Origin of the sequence: Pseudomonas kribbensis, assembly GCF_003352185.1 — a bacterium.
Lineage (GTDB): Bacteria > Pseudomonadota > Gammaproteobacteria > Pseudomonadales > Pseudomonadaceae > Aquipseudomonas > Aquipseudomonas kribbensis.
This window is the reverse complement of sequence record NZ_CP029608.1, coordinates 5121469-5139488: the sequence shown is the minus strand read 5'-3', so window position 1 is coordinate 5139488 and position 18020 is coordinate 5121469. Positions and strand designations below refer to the sequence as shown.

Genomic DNA, 18020 nt, shown 5'->3' with positions numbered 1-18020 from the left:
GTCATGCACGGCGAATCTCCAATCAAACGTCGCGAATCGCGCAAGATCTGGGTCGGTAACGTGCCTGTGGGCGGCGATGCACCTATCGCGGTGCAGAGCATGACCAACAGCGACACCAACGATGTCGCTGCCACCGTCGCCCAGATCAACCGTCTGGAAGCCGCTGGTGTCGACATCGTTCGCGTATCGGTGCCGGACATGGACGCCGCCGAGGCGTTCGGCAAGATCAAGCAACTGGTCAAGGTGCCGCTGGTTGCCGACATCCACTTCGACTACAAGATCGCTTTGCGCGTGGCCGAACTGGGTGTGGACTGCCTGCGCATCAACCCGGGCAACATCGGTCGCGAAGACCGCGTGCGTGCGGTGGTCGATGCCGCCCGTGACCGGGGGATTCCGATCCGCATCGGCGTCAATGCCGGTTCCCTGGAAAAAGACCTGCAGAAGAAATATGGCGAACCGACCCCGGCCGCGCTGGTCGAGTCCGCACTGCGTCACGTCGAACACCTCGAACGCCTGAATTTCCAGGACTTCAAGGTCAGCGTGAAGGCCTCCGACGTGTTCATGGCCGTTGAAGCCTACCGCCTGCTGGCGAAGGAAATCGTCCAGCCGCTGCACCTGGGCATCACCGAAGCCGGTGGATTGCGCTCCGGTACAGTGAAATCCGCCGTGGGCCTAGGTATGCTGCTCGCCGAGGGGATTGGCGATACCATCCGCATCTCGCTGGCGGCCGATCCGGTCGAGGAAGTGAAGGTCGGTTACGACATCCTCAAGTCTTTGCATCTGCGTTCCCGTGGCATCAACTTCATCGCCTGCCCGAGCTGCTCGCGGCAGAACTTCGATGTGGTCAAGACCATGAACGAGCTGGAAGGGCGCCTTGAAGACCTGCTGGTGCCGCTGGATGTTGCGGTGATCGGTTGCGTGGTCAACGGCCCCGGCGAAGCCAAGGAAGCCCATATCGGCTTGACCGGCGGTACGCCGAACCTGATTTACATCGACGGCAAGCCGTCGCAGAAACTGACGAATGACAATCTGGTGGACGAGCTGGAAAAGCTGATCCGCGAGAAAGCGGCCGAGAAGGTCGAAGCCGACGCAGCGGTCATCGCGCGCGGCTGATCGAACGAATTAAGGAATTTCTGTGAGCAAGTCCCTGCAAGCCATTCGTGGCATGAACGACATCCTGCCGGAACAGACCCCGGTATGGCGCTACTTCGAAGGCACCGTTTCGCGTTTGCTGGATAACTACGGTTACAAGCAGATCCGCATGCCGATCGTCGAATTCACCGAGCTGTTCAAGCGCTCGATCGGCGAAGTGACCGACATCGTCGAAAAAGAGATGTACACCTTCGACGACCGCAACGGCGACTCCCTGACCCTGCGTCCGGAAGGCACCGCTGCGTGCGTGCGTGCCGTGCTCGAGCATGGCATCACCGGCGGTGGCCAGGTGCAGAAACTCTGGTACATCGGTCCGATGTTCCGTCACGAGCGTCCGCAGAAAGGCCGTTATCGCCAGTTCCACCAGATCGGTCTGGAAGTCTTCAACCTCGACGGTCCGGACATCGACGCCGAATTGATCATCATGACCTGGCGCCTGTGGGGCGAGCTGGGCATCCGTGATGCGGTCAAGCTCGAACTCAACAGCCTGGGTACCAGCGAGTCCCGTGGCCGTTATCGTGAAGCGCTGGTCGAGTACCTCTCGGCGCACCATGACAAACTGGACGAAGACAGCCAGCGTCGCCTGAAAACCAACCCGCTGCGCGTGCTCGACACCAAAAATGCCGACACCCAGGCGGTGCTGGTCGATGCGCCGAAAATGGCGGATTACCTGGATGAAGAGTCCCGTGCTCACTTCGAAGGTCTGAAGGCCCGTCTGGATGCTGTCGGCATTCCTTACGTGCTCAACCCGAAACTGGTACGCGGTCTCGATTACTACAGCAAAACCGTATTCGAATGGGTCACCGACAAGCTCGGCGCCCAGGGCACCGTGTGCGCGGGCGGCCGTTACGACGGTCTGGTCGAGCAGATGGGCGGCAAGCCGACTCCGGGCGTCGGGTTCGCCATGGGCATCGAGCGCCTGGTGCTGATGCTGGAAACCCTGGAGCAGATCCCGCAAGAACTCGCCCGTCAGGTTGACGTCTACCTCTGCGCCTTCGGCGAAGAGGCAGAGCTGGCCGGTCTGGCCCTGGCCGAGCGTGTACGCGACCAGTTGCCGAACCTGCGCCTGCAGGTCAATGCCGGTGCCGGCAGCTTCAAGAGCCAGTTCAAGAAAGCCGACAAGAGCGGTGCGCTGTTCGCACTGATCCTCGGTGACGACGAAATGGCCCAGCAAGTGGTAGGTTTCAAACCCCTGCGTGGCCAGGGCGAACAACAAAGCATTGCCTGGGATGCGCTTGCCGCTCACCTGGCCACCTGCGTCGTGCAGGGTTGAAGCTGTTTAAACAGCCGATTTAGCGATTAAGGAGTATTGGGGTGTCGAGTACCGAAGACGAACAGTTGGCGGATTTGAAGGACTGGTGGACACGCAACGGCAAACCTCTGGTCACTGGCGGCCTGTTGGCGCTGGTCATCGTGTTCGGCTGGCAGGCATTTCACAAGTATCAGAGCAACCAGTCGCAAGGCGCCTCGGTGCTCTATCAGCAATTGCTGGAAACCACGCTGACCCCGGACGGCAAGCCTGACGCTGCGCGCGTTGCGGATCTGGCCGGCAAGCTCAACAGCGAGTTCGGCGGTACTGCCTACGCGCAGTACGGCAGCCTGTTCGTGGCCAAGGTTGCGGTCGACAGCGGCAAGCTGGACGACGCGGCGACCGAACTGAAAGCCATCGTTGCCAAGCCGGCCAACGCGGCGCTGGGCGAAATCGCCCGTCAGCGTCTGGCGCAGGTGCTGGGTGCACAGAACAAGGCGGATGAAGCCCTGAAACTGCTTGAAGGCGATGCCGACAAGTCGTTCCTGGCGACTCGCGAAGAACTCAAGGGCGACCTGCTGGTACAGCTGGGCCGCACTGACGAAGCGAACGCGGCGTATCAAAAAGCCAAGGCGGCACTGTCGGATGAAGCGGCAGTCGGCGGCCTTCAAATCAAGCTGGACGACCTGGCCAAAGGGGATGCGTGACGTGATCGGTTGGAAGCATGCAGCATTGCTGGCTCTGGCCATTCTGGCCACGGGTTGCAGCAGCAACAGCACAAAAGAACTGCCACCAGCCGAACTGACTTCCTTCAAGGAAGAAGTGGTTCTGCACAAAGTGTGGAGCCGTTCGATCGGTGACGGTCAGGGCGAAACCTACAACATGCTGGTGCCGGCGATCGATGGTGACACCATCTACGCCGCCGACGTGACCGGCATCGTGATGGCCATGGATCGCAGCAACGGCGACGTGAAGTGGAAGAAAGAACTGGATGTGCCTGTCTCCGGCGCCGTCGGCGTGGGTTACGGTCTGGTTCTGGTCGGCACGCTGCGTGGCGACGTGATCGCTCTCGACACCATCAACGGTGAAGAGAAGTGGCGCGCTCGCGTGACCAGTGAAGTATTGGCGCCACCAGCCAGCAACGGCGACATCGTGGTCGTGCAGACCCAGGACGATCGTCTGATCGGTCTGGATGCATCCACCGGTCACCAGCGCTGGGTGTATGACAGCACCCCGGCCGTACTGACCCTGCGTGGCACCAGTGCACCGCTCGCGACCAACCGCCTCGCGGTGGCTGGCCTGTCGACCGGTAAAGTGGTCGCTCTGGACATTTCCAACGGCGTGCCGGTCTGGGAACAACGGATCGCGATTCCACAAGGTCGTTCGGAACTGGAGCGCGTGGTCGACATCGACGGCGGTCTGCTGCTGTCCGGCGGCACACTGTACGTTGCCAGCTATCAGGGTCGCGTTGCGGCACTGGACCTGGAAAGCGGCCGTCAACTGTGGCAGCGCGATGCGTCGAGCTACGCCGGTATCGCCCAGGGTTTCGGCAACGTCTACGTGAGCCTGTCTTCGGGCACCGTTGAAGGCGTCGACGAGCGTTCGACCACTGCACTGTGGACCAACGACTCGCTGGCCCGCCGTCAACTGTCGGCTCCGGAAGTGTTCTCCAGCTACGTTGCAGTCGGTGACCTGGAAGGTTACCTGCATCTGCTGAGTCAGGTGGACGGCCGTTTCGTCGGCCGCGAGCGCATCGACAGCGACGGCCTGCGTGCCCGTCCGCTGGTGGTGGGTGACACGATTTACGTGTATGGCAACAGCGGCAAACTGGAAGCCCTGACCATCAAGTAATGGTTTGACTATGCTTGGGGTTGATCCCCAAGCGGCCCTGCTCCGGCAGGGTTTGCAACACCCATGGGTGTTGCCCCGAGCACCAGCCGCTGCCTCGCAGCGGCTTTTGTATTTTCTGAAATAACGAAGTGGAGAGCCGCATGGTTCCCGTAATCGCCCTGGTGGGCCGACCGAACGTCGGCAAGTCCACCTTGTTCAACCGCCTGACCAGGACTCGCGACGCCATCGTCGGCGACTTGTCCGGTCTGACCCGTGATCGCCAGTACGGTGAGGCCAAGTGGCAAGGGCGTTCCTACATTCTGATCGACACCGGCGGTATCTCCGGCGACGAACATGGTATGGACGAAAAAATGGCCGAGCAGTCGCTGCTGGCCATCGAAGAAGCGGATGTCGTTCTGTTCCTGGTAGATGCCAAGGCCGGTTTCACCGCCGCCGACCAGATGATCGGCGAACACCTGCGCAAGCGTAACAAGCGTTCCTACGTGGTCGCCAACAAGGTCGACAACATCGATCCGGAAATGGCCCGCGCCGAATTCGCGCCGATGGGCATGGGCGATGCGATCCCGATTGCCGGCGCCCATGGTCGCGGCATCACTCAATTGCTGGAAATCGCCCTGAGCGAATTCCCGAAAGATGAGGACGAGCCACAGGAAGGCGAGGAGCAGGAGGAAGTCGCCGAAGGCGAGGAAGCCAAGCGCATTCCAGGCCCGAGCGAAAAGGACGGCATCAAGATCGCCATCATCGGCCGGCCGAACGTCGGCAAGTCGACGCTGGTCAACCGCATGCTGGGTGAAGAGCGGGTGATCGTCTACGACCAGCCGGGCACCACCCGCGACAGTATCTACATCCCGTTCGAGCGTAACGACGAGAAGTACACACTGATCGACACTGCCGGTGTGCGCAAGCGCGGCAAGATCCACGAAGAAGTCGAAAAGTTCTCCGTGGTCAAAACCCTGCAGGCGATCAAAGACGCCAACGTGGTGATCTTCGTGATGGACGCCCGCGAAGGTGTGGTCGATCACGACCTCAACCTGCTGGGCTTTGCCCTTGAGTCCGGCCGTGCGTTGGTCATTGCGCTGAACAAGTGGGATGGCATGACACCGGGCGAGCGTGACTATGTGAAGACCGAACTGGAACGCCGGTTGTTCTTCGTCGACTTCGCCGACATCCACTTCATCTCGGCGCTGCACGGTACCGGCGTGGGCAACCTCTACGCTTCGGTGCAGAACTCGTTCAAGTCGGCGGTCACCCGCTGGCCGACCAGCCGCCTGACCCAGATCCTCGAAGACGCGGTCAGCGAGCACCAGCCACCGATGGTCAACGGCCGCCGGATCAAGCTGCGTTATGCCCACCTTGGTGGCGCCAACCCGCCGCTGATCGTGATCCACGGCAACCAGATCGAGAAAGTGCCGAATTCGTACGTGCGCTATCTGGAAAACACTTACCGTCGTGTGCTCAAGCTGGTCGGTACGCCGATCCGCATCGAGTTCAAGGGCGGCGAGAACCCGTACGAAGGCAACAAGAACACGCTGACCGACCGCCAGGTCAACAAGAAGCGTCGTTTGATGTCGCACAACAAGAAGGCCAGCAAGAAGCGCCGCGACAAGCGCTGATCCCGGTCATCAAGAGAGAAGGGCGCCGTCTGGCGCCCTTTTTTTATGGGCGCCGGATGGGCTATCCTCGGGCTCTCCCGCGCCGTCGTCAGTGCCGGGGCAGAGCAGGGAACCCCGATGATCAACAGCAAGCTGCCGAATGTCGGCATCACTATTTTCACGCAGATGTCTCAGCTCGCGGCACAGACCGGAGCCATCAACCTGTCCCAGGGTTTTCCCGATTTCGACGGCCCGCAGTCGCTGCGCGATGCGGTCGGTCGGCACATCGCCAGCGGCCATAACCAGTATTCGCCCATGACCGGCCTGCCGGCCCTGCGCCAGCAGATTACGGCGAAGATCGCCCGCAGCTATGGCGTGAATGTCGATGCCGATCACGAGGTGACCGTCACCCCCGGCGCAACCCAGGCGATCTTCTGTGCGATCCAGGCGGTTATCCACAGCGGCGATGAAGTCATCGTGTTCGACCCGGCCTATGACAGTTATGAGCCGTCGGTGGAGCTGGCCGGCGGGCGCTGCGTGCATGTGCAACTCGGTCTGGAGGATTTCTCCATCGACTTCGACAAGCTCGGTGCAGCGCTGAGCCCGCGCACGCGGATGATCATCCTCAACACCCCGCACAACCCCAGCGGCGCGCTGATCAGTCGCGCAGAGCTGGACCAGTTGGCGTCACTGATCCGTGATCGCGACATCTATGTGATCAGCGACGAAGTCTACGAACACCTGGTGTACGACGGCGTTCCGCATGTGAGCGTGCTGGCCCATGAAGAGCTGTATCAGCGCGCATTCGTGGTCAGCTCGTTCGGCAAGACCTATCACGTCACCGGCTGGAAAACCGGTTACGTCGTGGCGCCGCCAGCGCTGACTGCCGAGCTGCGCAAAGTGCACCAGTACGTCAGCTTCTGTGGCGTGACGCCGCTGCAATATGCGCTGGCCGATTACATGGCCGAGCATCCGGAACACGTCGAAGAGCTGCCGGGTTTCTATCAGGCCAAGCGCGATCTGTTCTGTGATCTGCTGGCGCCGTCGCGATTCAGCTTCACCCGGGTCACCGGCACTTATTTCCAACTGGTTGATTACTCACAGATCCGTCCCGACCTGAACGATGTCGAGATGGCGATGTGGATGACTCGCGAGCATGGTGTGGCGAGCATCCCGGTGTCGGTGTTCTACCAGAATCCACCTGAAGGCCAGCGCCTGGTGCGGCTGTGCTTCGCCAAACGCGAGGAGACGCTGCGGGAAGCGGCGGCAAAACTATGCGTGATTTGAGTGCTTTGCCCGATCTCAACCTGGCGCTGATCCAGACCAGCCTGGCCTGGCATGATCGTCAGGCCAACCTCGAGCATTTCGACGCTTTGCTGGAGCAGGCGCGCGGGGCGGATCTGATCATTCTGCCGGAAATGTTCACCACCGGATTCTCCATGGAGTCCGAAACCCTGGCCGAAGCCGAAAACGGTCCGACCAGCAAATGGATGAAGGCACAGGCGGCGAAGCTCAATGCGGTGATCACCGGCAGCGTGATCATCCAGGCCGCCGACGGCAGCCATCGCAATCGCCTGCTATGGGCGCGCCCTGACGGCGAAGTGTGGCATTACGACAAGCGCCATCTGTTCCGCATGGCCGGCGAGCACAATCACTACACGCCCGGCGAACGCCAGGTGCAGTTCGAACTCAAGGGCTGGCGCATCCGGCCGCTGATTTGCTACGACTTGCGTTTCCCGGTGTGGAGCCGCGATGCACAAGACACCGACCTGCTGCTGTACACCGCCAACTGGCCGGGGGCGCGGCGTCTGCACTGGAACCGTTTGCTGCCGGCGCGGGCGATTGAAAACCTGTGCTACGTGGCGGCGGTGAATCGTGTTGGCACCGACGGCAAGGGTTTTGCCTACACCGGCGACAGTCAGGTGCTGGACTTCCAGGGCGAGACCTTGCTGGCGGCGGGGGAGGCGGACGGGGTGTTCAAGGCTGTGCTGGAAGCTGCACCGCTGGCGGCTTACCGCGAGCGATTCCCGGCGAATCTGGATGCGGACACGTTCGAGTTCACCTGAGTTTTTGCGTTGTCTGTGCGGGCCCCATCGCGGGCAACATAAAGCCAGCAGGCATAAAAAAGGCCCCGGAGTTCGCACTCCGGGGCCTTTTGCATTTCAGCGGTAATTTACGCCGCTTTCGCTTCCGGCTGGCTCAGCGAGCGGTTCAGCGCGCTGAACAGGGCCTTGAAGCTGGCGGTGGTGATGTTTTCATCGATACCCACGCCGTGCACTGCACGTTCGCCATTCACACGCAGCTCGATGTAAGCCGCTGCCTTGGCGTTGGTGCCCGCGCCGATGGCGTGTTCGTTGTAGTCCATGATCTCCACCGGAATCGGCAGGCCGGCCACCAGTGCTTCCAGCGCGCCGTTGCCCTTGCCGCGCCAGTGCAGGTTGGTCTCGCCCTGGCCCTTGCTTGCCACTTCCACTTCGACGGCGCTGTGGCCGTTTTCTTCCTGCAGGCGATGGCTGACCAGCGCATACGGGGTGTTGGCTTGCAGGTACTCGGTGTGCAGCAGCGAGTGGATCTGCTGGGCAGTCATTTCCAGACCCAGACGATCGGTTTCACGCTGCACGACTTGGCTGAACTCGATCTGCATGCGGCGTGGCAGGCTGATGCCGTACTCCTGCTCCAGCAGGTAGGCGATACCGCCCTTGCCCGACTGGCTGTTGACGCGGATCACCGCCTCGTAGCTGCGGCCGATGTCGGCCGGGTCGATCGGCAGGTACGGCACTTCCCACAGAGTGTCCGGTTTCTGCTGAGCGAAGCCCTTGCGGATCGCGTCCTGGTGGGAGCCGGAGAACGCGGTGTGCACCAGGTCGCCGACGTACGGGTGACGTGGGTGTACCTGAATCTGGTTGCACTCTTCGACGACCTTGCGCACACCGTCGATGTCGGAGAAGTCCAGTTGCGGGTCGAGGCCCTGGGTGTACATGTTCAGTGCCACGGTCACGAGGTCGACGTTGCCGGTACGCTCGCCGTTGCCGAACAGGCAGCCTTCGACGCGGTCGGCACCGGCCATCAGGCCCAGCTCGGTGGCGGCCACACCGGTGCCACGGTCGTTGTGGGTGTGCAGGCTGATGATCACGCTGTCACGACGGTTGATGTTGCGGTGGAACCACTCGATCTGGTCGGCATAGACGTTCGGGGTCGCGCATTCAACGGTGGCCGGCAGGTTGAGGATGATCTTGTGCTCGGGCGTCGGGTTCCAGACCTCGATCACCGCGTCACAGACTTCCTTGGCAAATTCCAGCTCGGTGGCGCTGAAGGTTTCCGGCGAGTATTCGAAGGTCCACTCGGTGTCCGGCTGCATGGCGGCGTATTTGACGAACAGCTTGGCGGCGTTCACGGCGATGGCCTTGATGCCGTCCTTGTCCTGATTGAACACGATGCGACGGAAAGACGGGGAAGTGGCGTTGTACAGGTGAACGATCGCCTTTTTCGCCCCGCGCAGGGATTCGAAGGTGCGCTCGATCAGATCTTCACGGCCCTGGGTCAGCACTTGAATAGTGGTGTCGTCCGGGATGTGGCCGTCTTCGATCAGGGTACGCACGAAGTCGAAGTCGGTTTGCGAAGCGGCCGGGAACGACGCTTCGATTTCCTTCACGCCCACTTGCACCAGGGTTTTCCAGAAGCGCAGCTTTTTCACCGCGTCCATCGGCTCGATCAACGACTGGTTGCCGTCACGCAGGTCGGAGCTGCACCAGATCGGCGCGGCATCGATGGTTTTCGACGGCCAGGTGCGATCCGGCAGGTTGATCACAGGAAACGCGCGGTATTTCGAAGACGGGTCTTTGAGCATGCTCATCGGAAATTCCTTATTGTCTGGGCCGAAAAGAGGCGGCCTGCCGGTGGAACGAATGTTCGGAGAAGCTTGGGACGAGGCGCAGCGATTCAGCCCGGCAGTCGTGCGCTGACAAGGCACAGGCTGCGGTGCTGGCGAAGCTGAATAAGGGTGTGAGAGGTTTTCATGCCTTCAACCCTAACCGCGGGGGATGAGGATGGCAAGCAGTCGAAAAAAATTGAGAGGAATACCCGGAAAGCGCTTTTTTCCGAGATTTTATTCTTGATATGGCTGTTATTGTTGGCGGGGATTGCGCGGACCATTCGTCGCGCGCAATCCCCTCTGGAGGCGAATCAACCTGAAATCAAGGTTGAAATGCGCCGATAAAGATCGCCGGATCAACCCGGGCATCGTTCAGGCTGACGTTCCAGTGCATATGCGGCCCGGTCGCCCGACCTGTGGCACCCACCTTGCCCACCACTGCGCCGCGCGCCAGTTGCTGGCCGTTTTGCACATCGATCTTCGACATGTGGCAGAACATGCTGATGAAGCCCTGGCCGTGGTCGACGAACACGGTGTTGCCATTGAAGAAGTAATTGCCGATCAGGATCACCTTGCCCGCTGCCGGGGTCTTGATCGGTGTGCCGGCCGGCACCGCGAAGTCGAGGCCGGCGTGCGGATTGCGCTCTTCTCCGTTGAAGAACCGGCGCACACCGAACTTGCTCGACAGCGGTCCGTTGACCGGCTTGTCCAGCAACAGGTTACTCGGAGTGTTCGGGCTGAAGCTGCGGTAGGCCTTGATCTGCTCGGCCAGTTCACCCTCGATGCGCTTCAGGTTCGCCGGGTTCGGATTGACCTGCTGGGTGTTCTTCAGGGTGATGTGCTGTTCCGGGTACTTCTTGTTGCCGACGGTGAAGTTCAGGTTTCGGCCGCCGCTGCTGATTTGTTGAGCGCCGGGTTTGACGGTCAACGGAACGCCGACAATCGCCAGCCAGTTGTTCTGTTCCTTGACCACCAGCACCGGTTTGCCCTGATACGTGACTTTCGGTGCCTGCGCGGCAGTGCCCAGATCGACGACAGCCACGCCGCCCGGCACCGGTTTGTTCAGCAGGCGGGTGATGTAACTGTCGGCGTGGGCATTGAAGGTCAGGCACAGCAACAGCAGCGGAGCAAGAAAACGCGGCATGGATCAGTCCAGTAATGAGAGAGTGACGGGCGTCAGGTGGTTGTCCTCGACGCGCACTTGCAGTTCGCCTTCGCCCAGTCTGGCCTTCAGGCGTTGGCCGGTGTGGGTTTGTGCCGCGTCGCGGATCGCATTGCCACGCTCGTCGAGCAAAATGCTGTAGCCACGGCCGAGGGTCGCCAACGGACTGACCACGTGCAGGGTCTGCATCTGGCTTTGCAACTGCAGGCGCCGGCGTTTCAGGCCTTCGTTCATGGCGCGTGGCAGTCGTTCGGCGAGGCTGTCGAGACGCTGGCGCAGCAGCGCCAGTTGCCGGCCGGGATGTTGCCCGGCAAGGCGGGTTTCCAGACGAATCAGGTGTTCGCGGCGGGTATTGAGCTGGCGCTCGAACGCCCGGCGCATGCGCATGTCCAGATCATCCAGACGCTGTGCCTGCTGGCGCAGACGTTCGCCGGGATGGCGCAGACGGCGAGCCATGCCTTCAAGTCGCAGGCGGTCGCGCATCAAGCGGTCGCGCATGCGCATCACCAGTCGGCGATGCAGGCTTTCGACCTGACGGATCAGGTGGCTGGAATCCGGGGCGAGCAATTCGGCCGCCGCAGATGGCGTCGGTGCGCGAACGTCAGCCACAAAGTCGCTGATCGACACGTCGGTTTCGTGGCCGACGGCGCTCACTATCGGCGTCACGCAGGCATCCACCGCTCGGGCCACGGCTTCTTCGTTGAAGCACCAGAGGTCTTCCAGCGAACCGCCGCCACGCGCCAAAATCAGCGCATCGAAGCCCCGGGCATCCGCGAGTTTCAGGGCGCGGACGATCTGCGCCGTGGCCTCGCGGCCCTGAACGGCGGTGGGGATCAGGGTCAGCTTGACCTGCGGCGCACGGCGTCGGAACACGCTGATGATGTCGCGGATCACCGCGCCGGTCGGCGAACTGATGATGCCGATGTGTTGCGGATGGGCTGGCAGCGGTACTTTGCGCTCGGCACTGAACAGGCCTTCGGCACTGAGCTTTTCCTTCAAGGCATCGAAAGCCAGACGAAGGGCGCCGTCACCGGCAGGCTCCACGGTGTCGAGAATCAACTGATAGTCGCCACGCCCTTCGAACAGCGAGACCTTGCCGCGCACCTTGACCGCCAGACCATCCTTCAGCGCCTGACGCACCCGCGCAGCGTTCTGTCGGAACAGTGCGCAACGCACCTGCGCGCCGCTGTCCTTGAGCGTGAAGTACACGTGGCCGGACGCCGGGCGGGCGAGGTTGGAGATTTCGCCTTCGACCCAGATGTTGCTGAACACGTCTTCGAGCAACACCCGCGCGCGGCCGTTGAGCTGGCTGACGGTCAGGACTTCGCGGTCGAGGCCGAGTCTTGCAAAGGGATCTTTAATCATGGGGCGCAGTTTAAAGGCTTTCGCCGGTGAATGTCTGGAGGAAGTGTTGCACCAAAGGTGTGGGATTTTGCCGAAAGGCGAGGGCGACGGTGCTCTGGCAATCGCCGGTCAGTGGCAGAAATCTCACACCAGCGGGCGCGATGTCCTGCATCGATTCCGGCAGCAGAGCGATGCCGAATCCGGCCTGGATCAATTGCAGTTGCGTGGTCTTGCGCGACATCACCCGTGCAGCCTGGGGGAAGAAGCCGTGGCGCATGCACAGGTCAGCACACAAATAACTCAGCCCGCCGCGTTGCGGATGGGGGATGGAGATGAACGCTTCGTCCTTCAATTGCGCCAGATCGACTGCCTCCGCAAAGGCCAGTCGATGTTCCGCCGGCACGGCAAGCAGCAAGCGCTCGGTGTAGAGCGGAATAACTTGAACACCTTCGCGCTGGCGCAGCACCGGCAGACGCAGCAAGCCGATGTCGAGTCGCCCCTCGGCCAGTTCCTCGAGCTGTGATTCCGAGGAGAGCGTGCCGATGTCCAGCGAAACCCCGGGTTGCTGCTCCAGGTATGCGCTCATCTCGCGCAACAGTTGGCCGCTGATCGGTACGGTGCTGGAGTGACACACGCGCAAAGTACCGCGCTGGCCCTGGCCGATTTCCGTGGCCAGGGTGCTGGCCTTGTTCAATTCATTGAGCAGGTTTCTCGCCCGGGGCAAAAACGCTTCGCCGGCGGCGGTAAGCCGGGGCTGGCGTGCCGTGCGTTCGAACAGCGGCGTTCGCAGGCGGGTTTCCATGTCCTTGATCTGCCGGCTCAGCGCTGACTGGGCGATGAACAGGCGTTCGGCGGCGGCGCTGAAACTGCCGCACTCGGCAATTTCCACGAAGTAGCGCAATTGACGGGTTGAAAGCACGAGGTATGCCTTTTCGAGATGACTTGGCGATTTCGATGATATTAGTCGCAACCCTCGGCGCTGGCTAAAGTCATCACGGGCTTATTAAAGGAAGCGAGCGGATGAGTGTGGCGGGGTTGTTGAGCGAATGGTCGTGGGGCTTCGGGGGCTGGGCAGTCATCGGAGTGGGTGTCGCGCTGGCCTACATCGTGTTCGGCATTGCCGGTTTTGGCACGGCGCTGGTGGCGGGGCCGATTCTGATCCTGTTCATGCCACTGTCGAAAATCGTGCCGTTGCTGGTGCTGCTGGATTTCGTCGCGGCGTTCGGCAATCTGCTGCCATCGCGCAGAGATGTAGCGAAACCGGAGTTGCTGCGGCTGCTGCCGTGCATGGCGGTCGGGTGCACGCTGGGGGTGATTTTCCTGCTCAACCTCAAGTCCGATTTGCTGTTGTTGCTGATGGGACTGTTCATCAGTGCATATGCGGTTTACAGCTTGTGGATCAAGGCGCGGCCGGCGCAGTTGTCTGCCGCGTGGGCGTTGCCGATGGGCACCGTGGGCGGGCTGTTCGGGGCGCTGTTCGGCAGTGGCGGCTTTCTTTATGCGATCTACCTCAACAGCCGACTGCCCAAGGACGCGGCCCGGGCCACACAAAGTGCGTTGATCAGTTGCAGCACGGTGGTGCGTTTGAGTCTGTTCGCCGTCGCCGGGGTGTATGCCGAGCTACCCTTGTTGATGCTCGCGCTGTGCCTGCTGCCGGCCATGGCGCTGGGCTTGTGGATCGGGCGGCGGCTGACGATGCGTTTGTCCCGCGAAGCCTTTGTGCGGCTGGTGACCTGGCTGGTGCTGGCGAGCGGGCTGGCGTTGATCGGCCGCTATTTAAGCACTTGACCGGATTGTCTCAGGGATTAAGCTGCCGGCCTTTAGGGCCTCTTCGCGAGCAAGCTCGCTCCCACAGGGTTATGCATCCAGGGTGGGAGCGAGCTTACTCGCGAAAGCGTCAGAAGCCACACCGCAGGACTTTCCATGAATTCCCAAAGCATCATCGTCCCGAAAATCTCCAACCTGCCGGTGCACGAGCCCCGGGCCCGGGCGATTCTGCGCTGGCTGGTGCGCAAGAATATCGTCAAGGAAGAACTGAGCACCTGCGGACGCACCGGCAACCGCATGGCCTACGCCATCGCCGATGGCGCCCGCGCGGTGGTGCTGCACCCCGAGGCGCTGCCGTTTGGTGAGCCGATCAATGGTCTGGAAGTCATCACCAAACGCTGCATCTACACCCCCGCCAAGGGCTTTCTCGAAGAGGCCGGTTGCGCCGAGTGTCGCCAGGAAATCGGCGAAGCGCTGTTCGAAAGCCTGGAAGACTGGATGCCGGGCCGCACCGACAATTTCACCTGCCCCGAATGCGGGCATGAAGACGACATCAACGGCTTTCTGTATTTGCAGGAGTGCGGGTTTTCCAACCTCGGTTTCATCTTCAACAACTGGCTGGAGGCTGGGTTCAAGCAGAGTTTCATCGATGAATTCGCCGACTGGCTGGATCAACCGGTGAGCTGGGTCAAGGTCGAGTTGTAGGGGCGGCTTTTCCCGTACATCAGCAACATTGATATAAGACAAGTTTTACATTGAACCCGAAGGGGTGTCTGACTATAATGGCGCGCTTCCATTTTCCCGCTCGGGAGCCCCCGCGATGCTGCGTATCAGCCAAGAAGCTCTGACCTTCGACGACATTCTTTTAGTGCCTGGTTATTCCGAGGTGCTTCCTAACGAAGTCAGTCTCAAGACCCGCCTCACCCGTGGCATCGAACTGAATATTCCTCTGGTTTCTGCCGCCATGGACACCGTTACTGAAGCCCGTCTGGCAATCGCCATGGCTCAGGAAGGTGGCATCGGCATTATCCACAAGAACATGACCATCGAGCAGCAAGCTGCCGAAGTCCGCAAGGTCAAGAAGTTCGAAGCCGGTGTGGTCAAGGACCCAATCACCATCGAGGCTGACGCCACGGTTCGTGATCTGTTCGAACTGACCCGCATGCACAACATTTCCGGCGTTCCGGTCCTGCACGATGGCGACTTGGTCGGCATCGTCACTTCCCGTGACGTGCGTTTCGAAACCCGTCTGGAAGCCACCGTTCGTGAAGTGATGACGCCGAAAGAGCGTCTGGTCACTGTTCGCGAAGGCGCCAACAAGAACGAAGTCCGCGAGCTGCTGCACAAGCACCGCCTGGAAAAAGTCCTGATCGTCGACGACAAGTTTGCCCTCAAAGGCATGATGACCGTCAAAGACATCGAAAAAGCCAAGGCCTACCCGCTGGCGAGCAAAGACGACCAAGGTCGTCTGCGCGTCGGCGCTGCCGTCGGTACCGGTAAAGACACCGGTGACCGCGTTGCCGCGCTGGTCAATGCCGGTGTGGACGTGGTGGTGGTCGACACCGCTCACGGTCACTCCAAAGGCGTGATCGACCGCGTTCGCTGGGTGAAAGAGAACTTCCCTGAAGTGCAGGTGATCGGCGGCAACATCGCCACCGGCGCAGCCGCCAAGGCCCTGGCCGAAGCCGGCGCCGATGCGGTCAAGGTCGGTATCGGCCCTGGCTCGATCTGCACCACCCGTATCGTCGCCGGTGTCGGCGTTCCGCAAATCAGTGCCATCGCCAACGTCGCCGCTGCCCTCGAAGGCACCGGTGTTCCGTTGATCGCCGACGGCGGCATCCGTTTCTCCGGTGACCTGTCCAAGGCCATCGTGGCCGGTGCTTCCTGCGTGATGATGGGCTCGATGTTCGCCGGTACCGAAGAAGCGCCGGGCGAGATCGAACTGTTCCAGGGCCGTTCGTACAAGGCTTATCGCGGCATGGGTTCGCTGGGCGCCATGTCCCAGGCCCAGGGTTCTTCCGACCGTTACTTCCAGGACTCCTCGGCAGGCGCCGAGAAACTGGTTCCGGAAGGCATCGAAGGCCGTGTTCCTTACAAGGGCACCCTGAGCGCGATCATTCACCAGCTGATGGGCGGTCTGCGTTCCTCGATGGGTTACACCGGCAGCGCCAACATCGAAGAAATGCGCACCAAGCCTGAGTTCGTGCGGATCACCGGTGCCGGCATGGCCGAATCCCACGTTCACGACGTGCAGATCACCAAGGAAGCGCCAAACTACCGCGTAGGTTGAGGCTTCAAGCAAAACGTCAAATGACCGGGGCTGTTTTATTCAGCCCCGAGTCGTTTCTGAATCAAGACTGTTTCTGAATTACTTAGACGAGACTGAATCATGGCCCTCGACATTCACGCTCACCGCATCCTGATCCTCGACTTCGGTTCGCAATACACCCAACTGATCGCCCGCCGCGTGCGTGAGATCGGTGTGTACTGCGAGCTGCACCCGTTCGACATGGACGAAGATGCGATCCGCGAATTCGCTCCAAAAGGCGTGATCCTCGCCGGCGGTCCCGAGTCCGTGCACGAAGCCAACAGCCCACGCTGCCCGCAAGCGGTGTTCGACCTGGGCGTACCGGTCTTCGGTATCTGCTACGGCATGCAGACCATGGCCGAGCAACTGGGCGGCAAGGTTGAAGGCTCCGAGCTGCGTGAGTTCGGTTATGCCCGCGTTGACGTGGTCGGCAAGAGCCGCCTGCTCGACGGCATCGAAGACCACATCGACGCCGACGGCCTGTTCGGCCTCGACGTATGGATGAGCCACGGTGACAAGGTCACCAAGATGCCAAGCGATTTCCACATCCTGGCCAGCACCCCGAGCTGCCCGATCGCCGGCATGTTCAACGACGAGCGCGCTTACTACGGCGTGCAGTTCCACCCGGAAGTGACCCACACCAAACAGGGCGGTCGCATCCTGTCGCGTTTCGTTCTCGACATCTGCGGCTGTGAAGCCCTGTGGACCCCGTCGAAGATTGCCGAAGACGCGATCGCCAACATCCGCGCACAGGTCGGTACCGACAACGTGCTGCTGGGTCTGTCCGGCGGTGTGGATTCCTCGGTGGTTGCGGCGCTGCTGCACAAGGCCATCGGCGACCAGCTGACCTGCGTCTTCGTCGACAACGGCCTGCTGCGTCTGCACGAAGGCGAGCAAGTGATGGCCATGTTCGCCGAGAACATGGGCGTCAAGGTGATCCGCGCCAACGCTGAAGACCAGTTCCTGAACAACCTGGCCGGCGAAGCCGATCCAGAGAAGAAGCGCAAGATCATCGGCCGCACCTTCATCGACGTGTTCGATGCCGAATCCTGCAAGCTGGACAACATCAAGTACCTGGCTCAGGGCACCATCTACCCGGACGTGATCGAGTCGGCTGGCGCGAAAAGCGGCAAGGCGCACGTGATCAAGTCGCACCACAACGTGGGCGGCCTGCCGGACGAGATGAACCTGAAACTGGTCGAGCCACTGCGCGAACTGTTCAAGGATGAAGTCCGTCGTCTGGGCCTGGAACTGGGCCTGCCGTACGACATGGTCTACCGTCACCCGTTCCCGGGCCCGGGCCTGGGCGTGCGGATCCTCGGTGAAGTGAAGAAGGAATACGCCGACCTGCTGCGTCGCGCCGACCACATCTTCATCGAAGAACTGCGCAAGGCCGACTGGTACCACAAGGTCAGCCAGGCGTTCGTCGTGTTCCAGCCGGTGAAATCCGTTGGCGTGGTCGGCGACGGCCGTCGTTACGCCTGGGTCGTGGCCCTGCGTGCCGTGGAAACCATCGACTTCATGACCGCGCGTTGGGCACACCTGCCTTACGAACTGCTGGAAACCGTTTCCGGCCGCATCATCAATGAAATCGAAGGCATTTCCCGCGTCACTTACGACGTGTCGAGCAAGCCGCCGGCGACGATTGAGTGGGAGTGATCCTGCACACGCCCTGAAGGCGTGAAAGCAGGCAACCCCTAGGCCGCGTGAACAGTGTTCACGCG

At 61.3% G+C, this 18020-nt stretch carries 15 protein-coding genes; 11 read left to right on the top strand and 4 right to left on the bottom strand.

What is annotated here, in order from left to right:
• Positions 1 to 3: 3 nt before the first annotated feature.
• The 7 genes from ispG to DLD99_RS23335 all read left to right on the top strand — a co-directional run bounded on the left by ispG (position 4) and on the right by DLD99_RS23335 (position 7910).
• Entirely contained in the window at positions 4 to 1113 is a 1110-nt protein-coding gene (ispG, locus tag DLD99_RS23365; RefSeq protein ID WP_007956680.1) for a flavodoxin-dependent (E)-4-hydroxy-3-methylbut-2-enyl-diphosphate synthase, read from the top strand.
• 22 nt (positions 1114 to 1135) lie between these two features.
• Positions 1136 to 2425, top strand: a complete 1290-nt coding sequence (gene hisS, locus DLD99_RS23360) for a histidine--tRNA ligase (protein ID WP_114885351.1) — start codon at positions 1136 to 1138, stop codon at positions 2423 to 2425.
• A gap of 41 nt (positions 2426 to 2466) precedes the next feature.
• Entirely contained in the window at positions 2467 to 3108 is a 642-nt protein-coding gene (locus tag DLD99_RS23355; protein WP_085734102.1) for a tetratricopeptide repeat protein, read from the top strand.
• Positions 3101 to 4252 carry an outer membrane protein assembly factor BamB gene (bamB, locus tag DLD99_RS23350; protein WP_085709405.1) on the top strand — a complete coding sequence of 384 codons (1152 nt, stop codon included), beginning with the start codon at positions 3101 to 3103 and terminating at the stop codon, positions 4250 to 4252. Before DLD99_RS23355 ends, bamB begins: the two co-directional genes overlap by 8 nt.
• Before the next feature lie 140 nt (positions 4253 to 4392).
• Positions 4393 to 5865 carry a ribosome biogenesis GTPase Der gene (gene der / locus DLD99_RS23345; protein ID WP_085699823.1) on the top strand — a complete coding sequence of 491 codons (1473 nt, stop codon included), beginning with the start codon at positions 4393 to 4395 and terminating at the stop codon, positions 5863 to 5865.
• 117 nt (positions 5866 to 5982) lie between these two features.
• On the top strand, positions 5983 to 7131 hold the full coding sequence (locus DLD99_RS23340) for a pyridoxal phosphate-dependent aminotransferase (protein WP_114885349.1): 1149 nt from the start codon (positions 5983 to 5985) through the stop codon (positions 7129 to 7131).
• Entirely contained in the window at positions 7119 to 7910 is a 792-nt protein-coding gene (locus DLD99_RS23335) for an amidohydrolase (RefSeq protein WP_085734105.1), read from the top strand. The genes DLD99_RS23340 and DLD99_RS23335 overlap by 13 nt, the downstream gene beginning before the upstream one ends.
• 107 nt (positions 7911 to 8017) lie before the next feature.
• Here DLD99_RS23335 and leuA read toward each other — a convergent pair whose 3' ends face one another.
• From leuA to DLD99_RS23305, 4 genes are all read right to left on the bottom strand, one after another.
• The gene (gene leuA, locus DLD99_RS23330; RefSeq protein ID WP_085709408.1) at positions 8018 to 9697 is read right to left on the bottom strand and encodes a 2-isopropylmalate synthase; all 1680 of its coding nucleotides are present in this window, start codon (positions 9695 to 9697) and stop codon (positions 8018 to 8020) included.
• 340 nt (positions 9698 to 10037) lie between these two features.
• Positions 10038 to 10859: a peptidoglycan DD-metalloendopeptidase family protein gene (locus DLD99_RS23315; RefSeq protein ID WP_114885345.1), complete on the bottom strand. Its 822-nt coding sequence runs from the start codon at positions 10857 to 10859 to the stop codon at positions 10038 to 10040.
• 3 nt (positions 10860 to 10862) lie between these two features.
• Entirely contained in the window at positions 10863 to 12242 is a 1380-nt protein-coding gene (xseA, locus tag DLD99_RS23310; RefSeq protein ID WP_114885343.1) for an exodeoxyribonuclease VII large subunit, read from the bottom strand.
• A gap of 10 nt (positions 12243 to 12252) precedes the next feature.
• A complete protein-coding gene (locus DLD99_RS23305) occupies positions 12253 to 13140 on the bottom strand; it encodes a LysR family transcriptional regulator (RefSeq protein WP_114885341.1) in 888 nt (295 codons plus the stop codon).
• A 101-nt stretch (positions 13141 to 13241) separates the two neighbouring features.
• Between DLD99_RS23305 and DLD99_RS23300 the strand changes: the two genes are divergently transcribed.
• The 4 genes from DLD99_RS23300 to guaA all read left to right on the top strand — a co-directional run bounded on the left by DLD99_RS23300 (position 13242) and on the right by guaA (position 17955).
• A complete protein-coding gene (locus DLD99_RS23300; RefSeq protein ID WP_114885339.1) occupies positions 13242 to 14009 on the top strand; it encodes a sulfite exporter TauE/SafE family protein in 768 nt (255 codons plus the stop codon).
• A 135-nt stretch (positions 14010 to 14144) separates the two neighbouring features.
• Positions 14145 to 14693 (top strand): hypothetical protein, encoded by a 549-nt coding sequence (locus DLD99_RS23295; protein ID WP_011335799.1) that lies wholly within the window; start codon positions 14145 to 14147, stop codon positions 14691 to 14693.
• A 115-nt stretch (positions 14694 to 14808) separates the two neighbouring features.
• On the top strand, positions 14809 to 16278 hold the full coding sequence (gene guaB / locus DLD99_RS23290; protein WP_085709413.1) for an IMP dehydrogenase: 1470 nt from the start codon (positions 14809 to 14811) through the stop codon (positions 16276 to 16278).
• Between the two features lie 99 nt (positions 16279 to 16377).
• Positions 16378 to 17955, top strand: coding sequence for a glutamine-hydrolyzing GMP synthase (gene guaA, locus DLD99_RS23285; RefSeq protein WP_085709414.1), 1578 nt, complete (start codon positions 16378 to 16380; stop codon positions 17953 to 17955).
• Positions 17956 to 18020 lie beyond the last annotated feature (65 nt).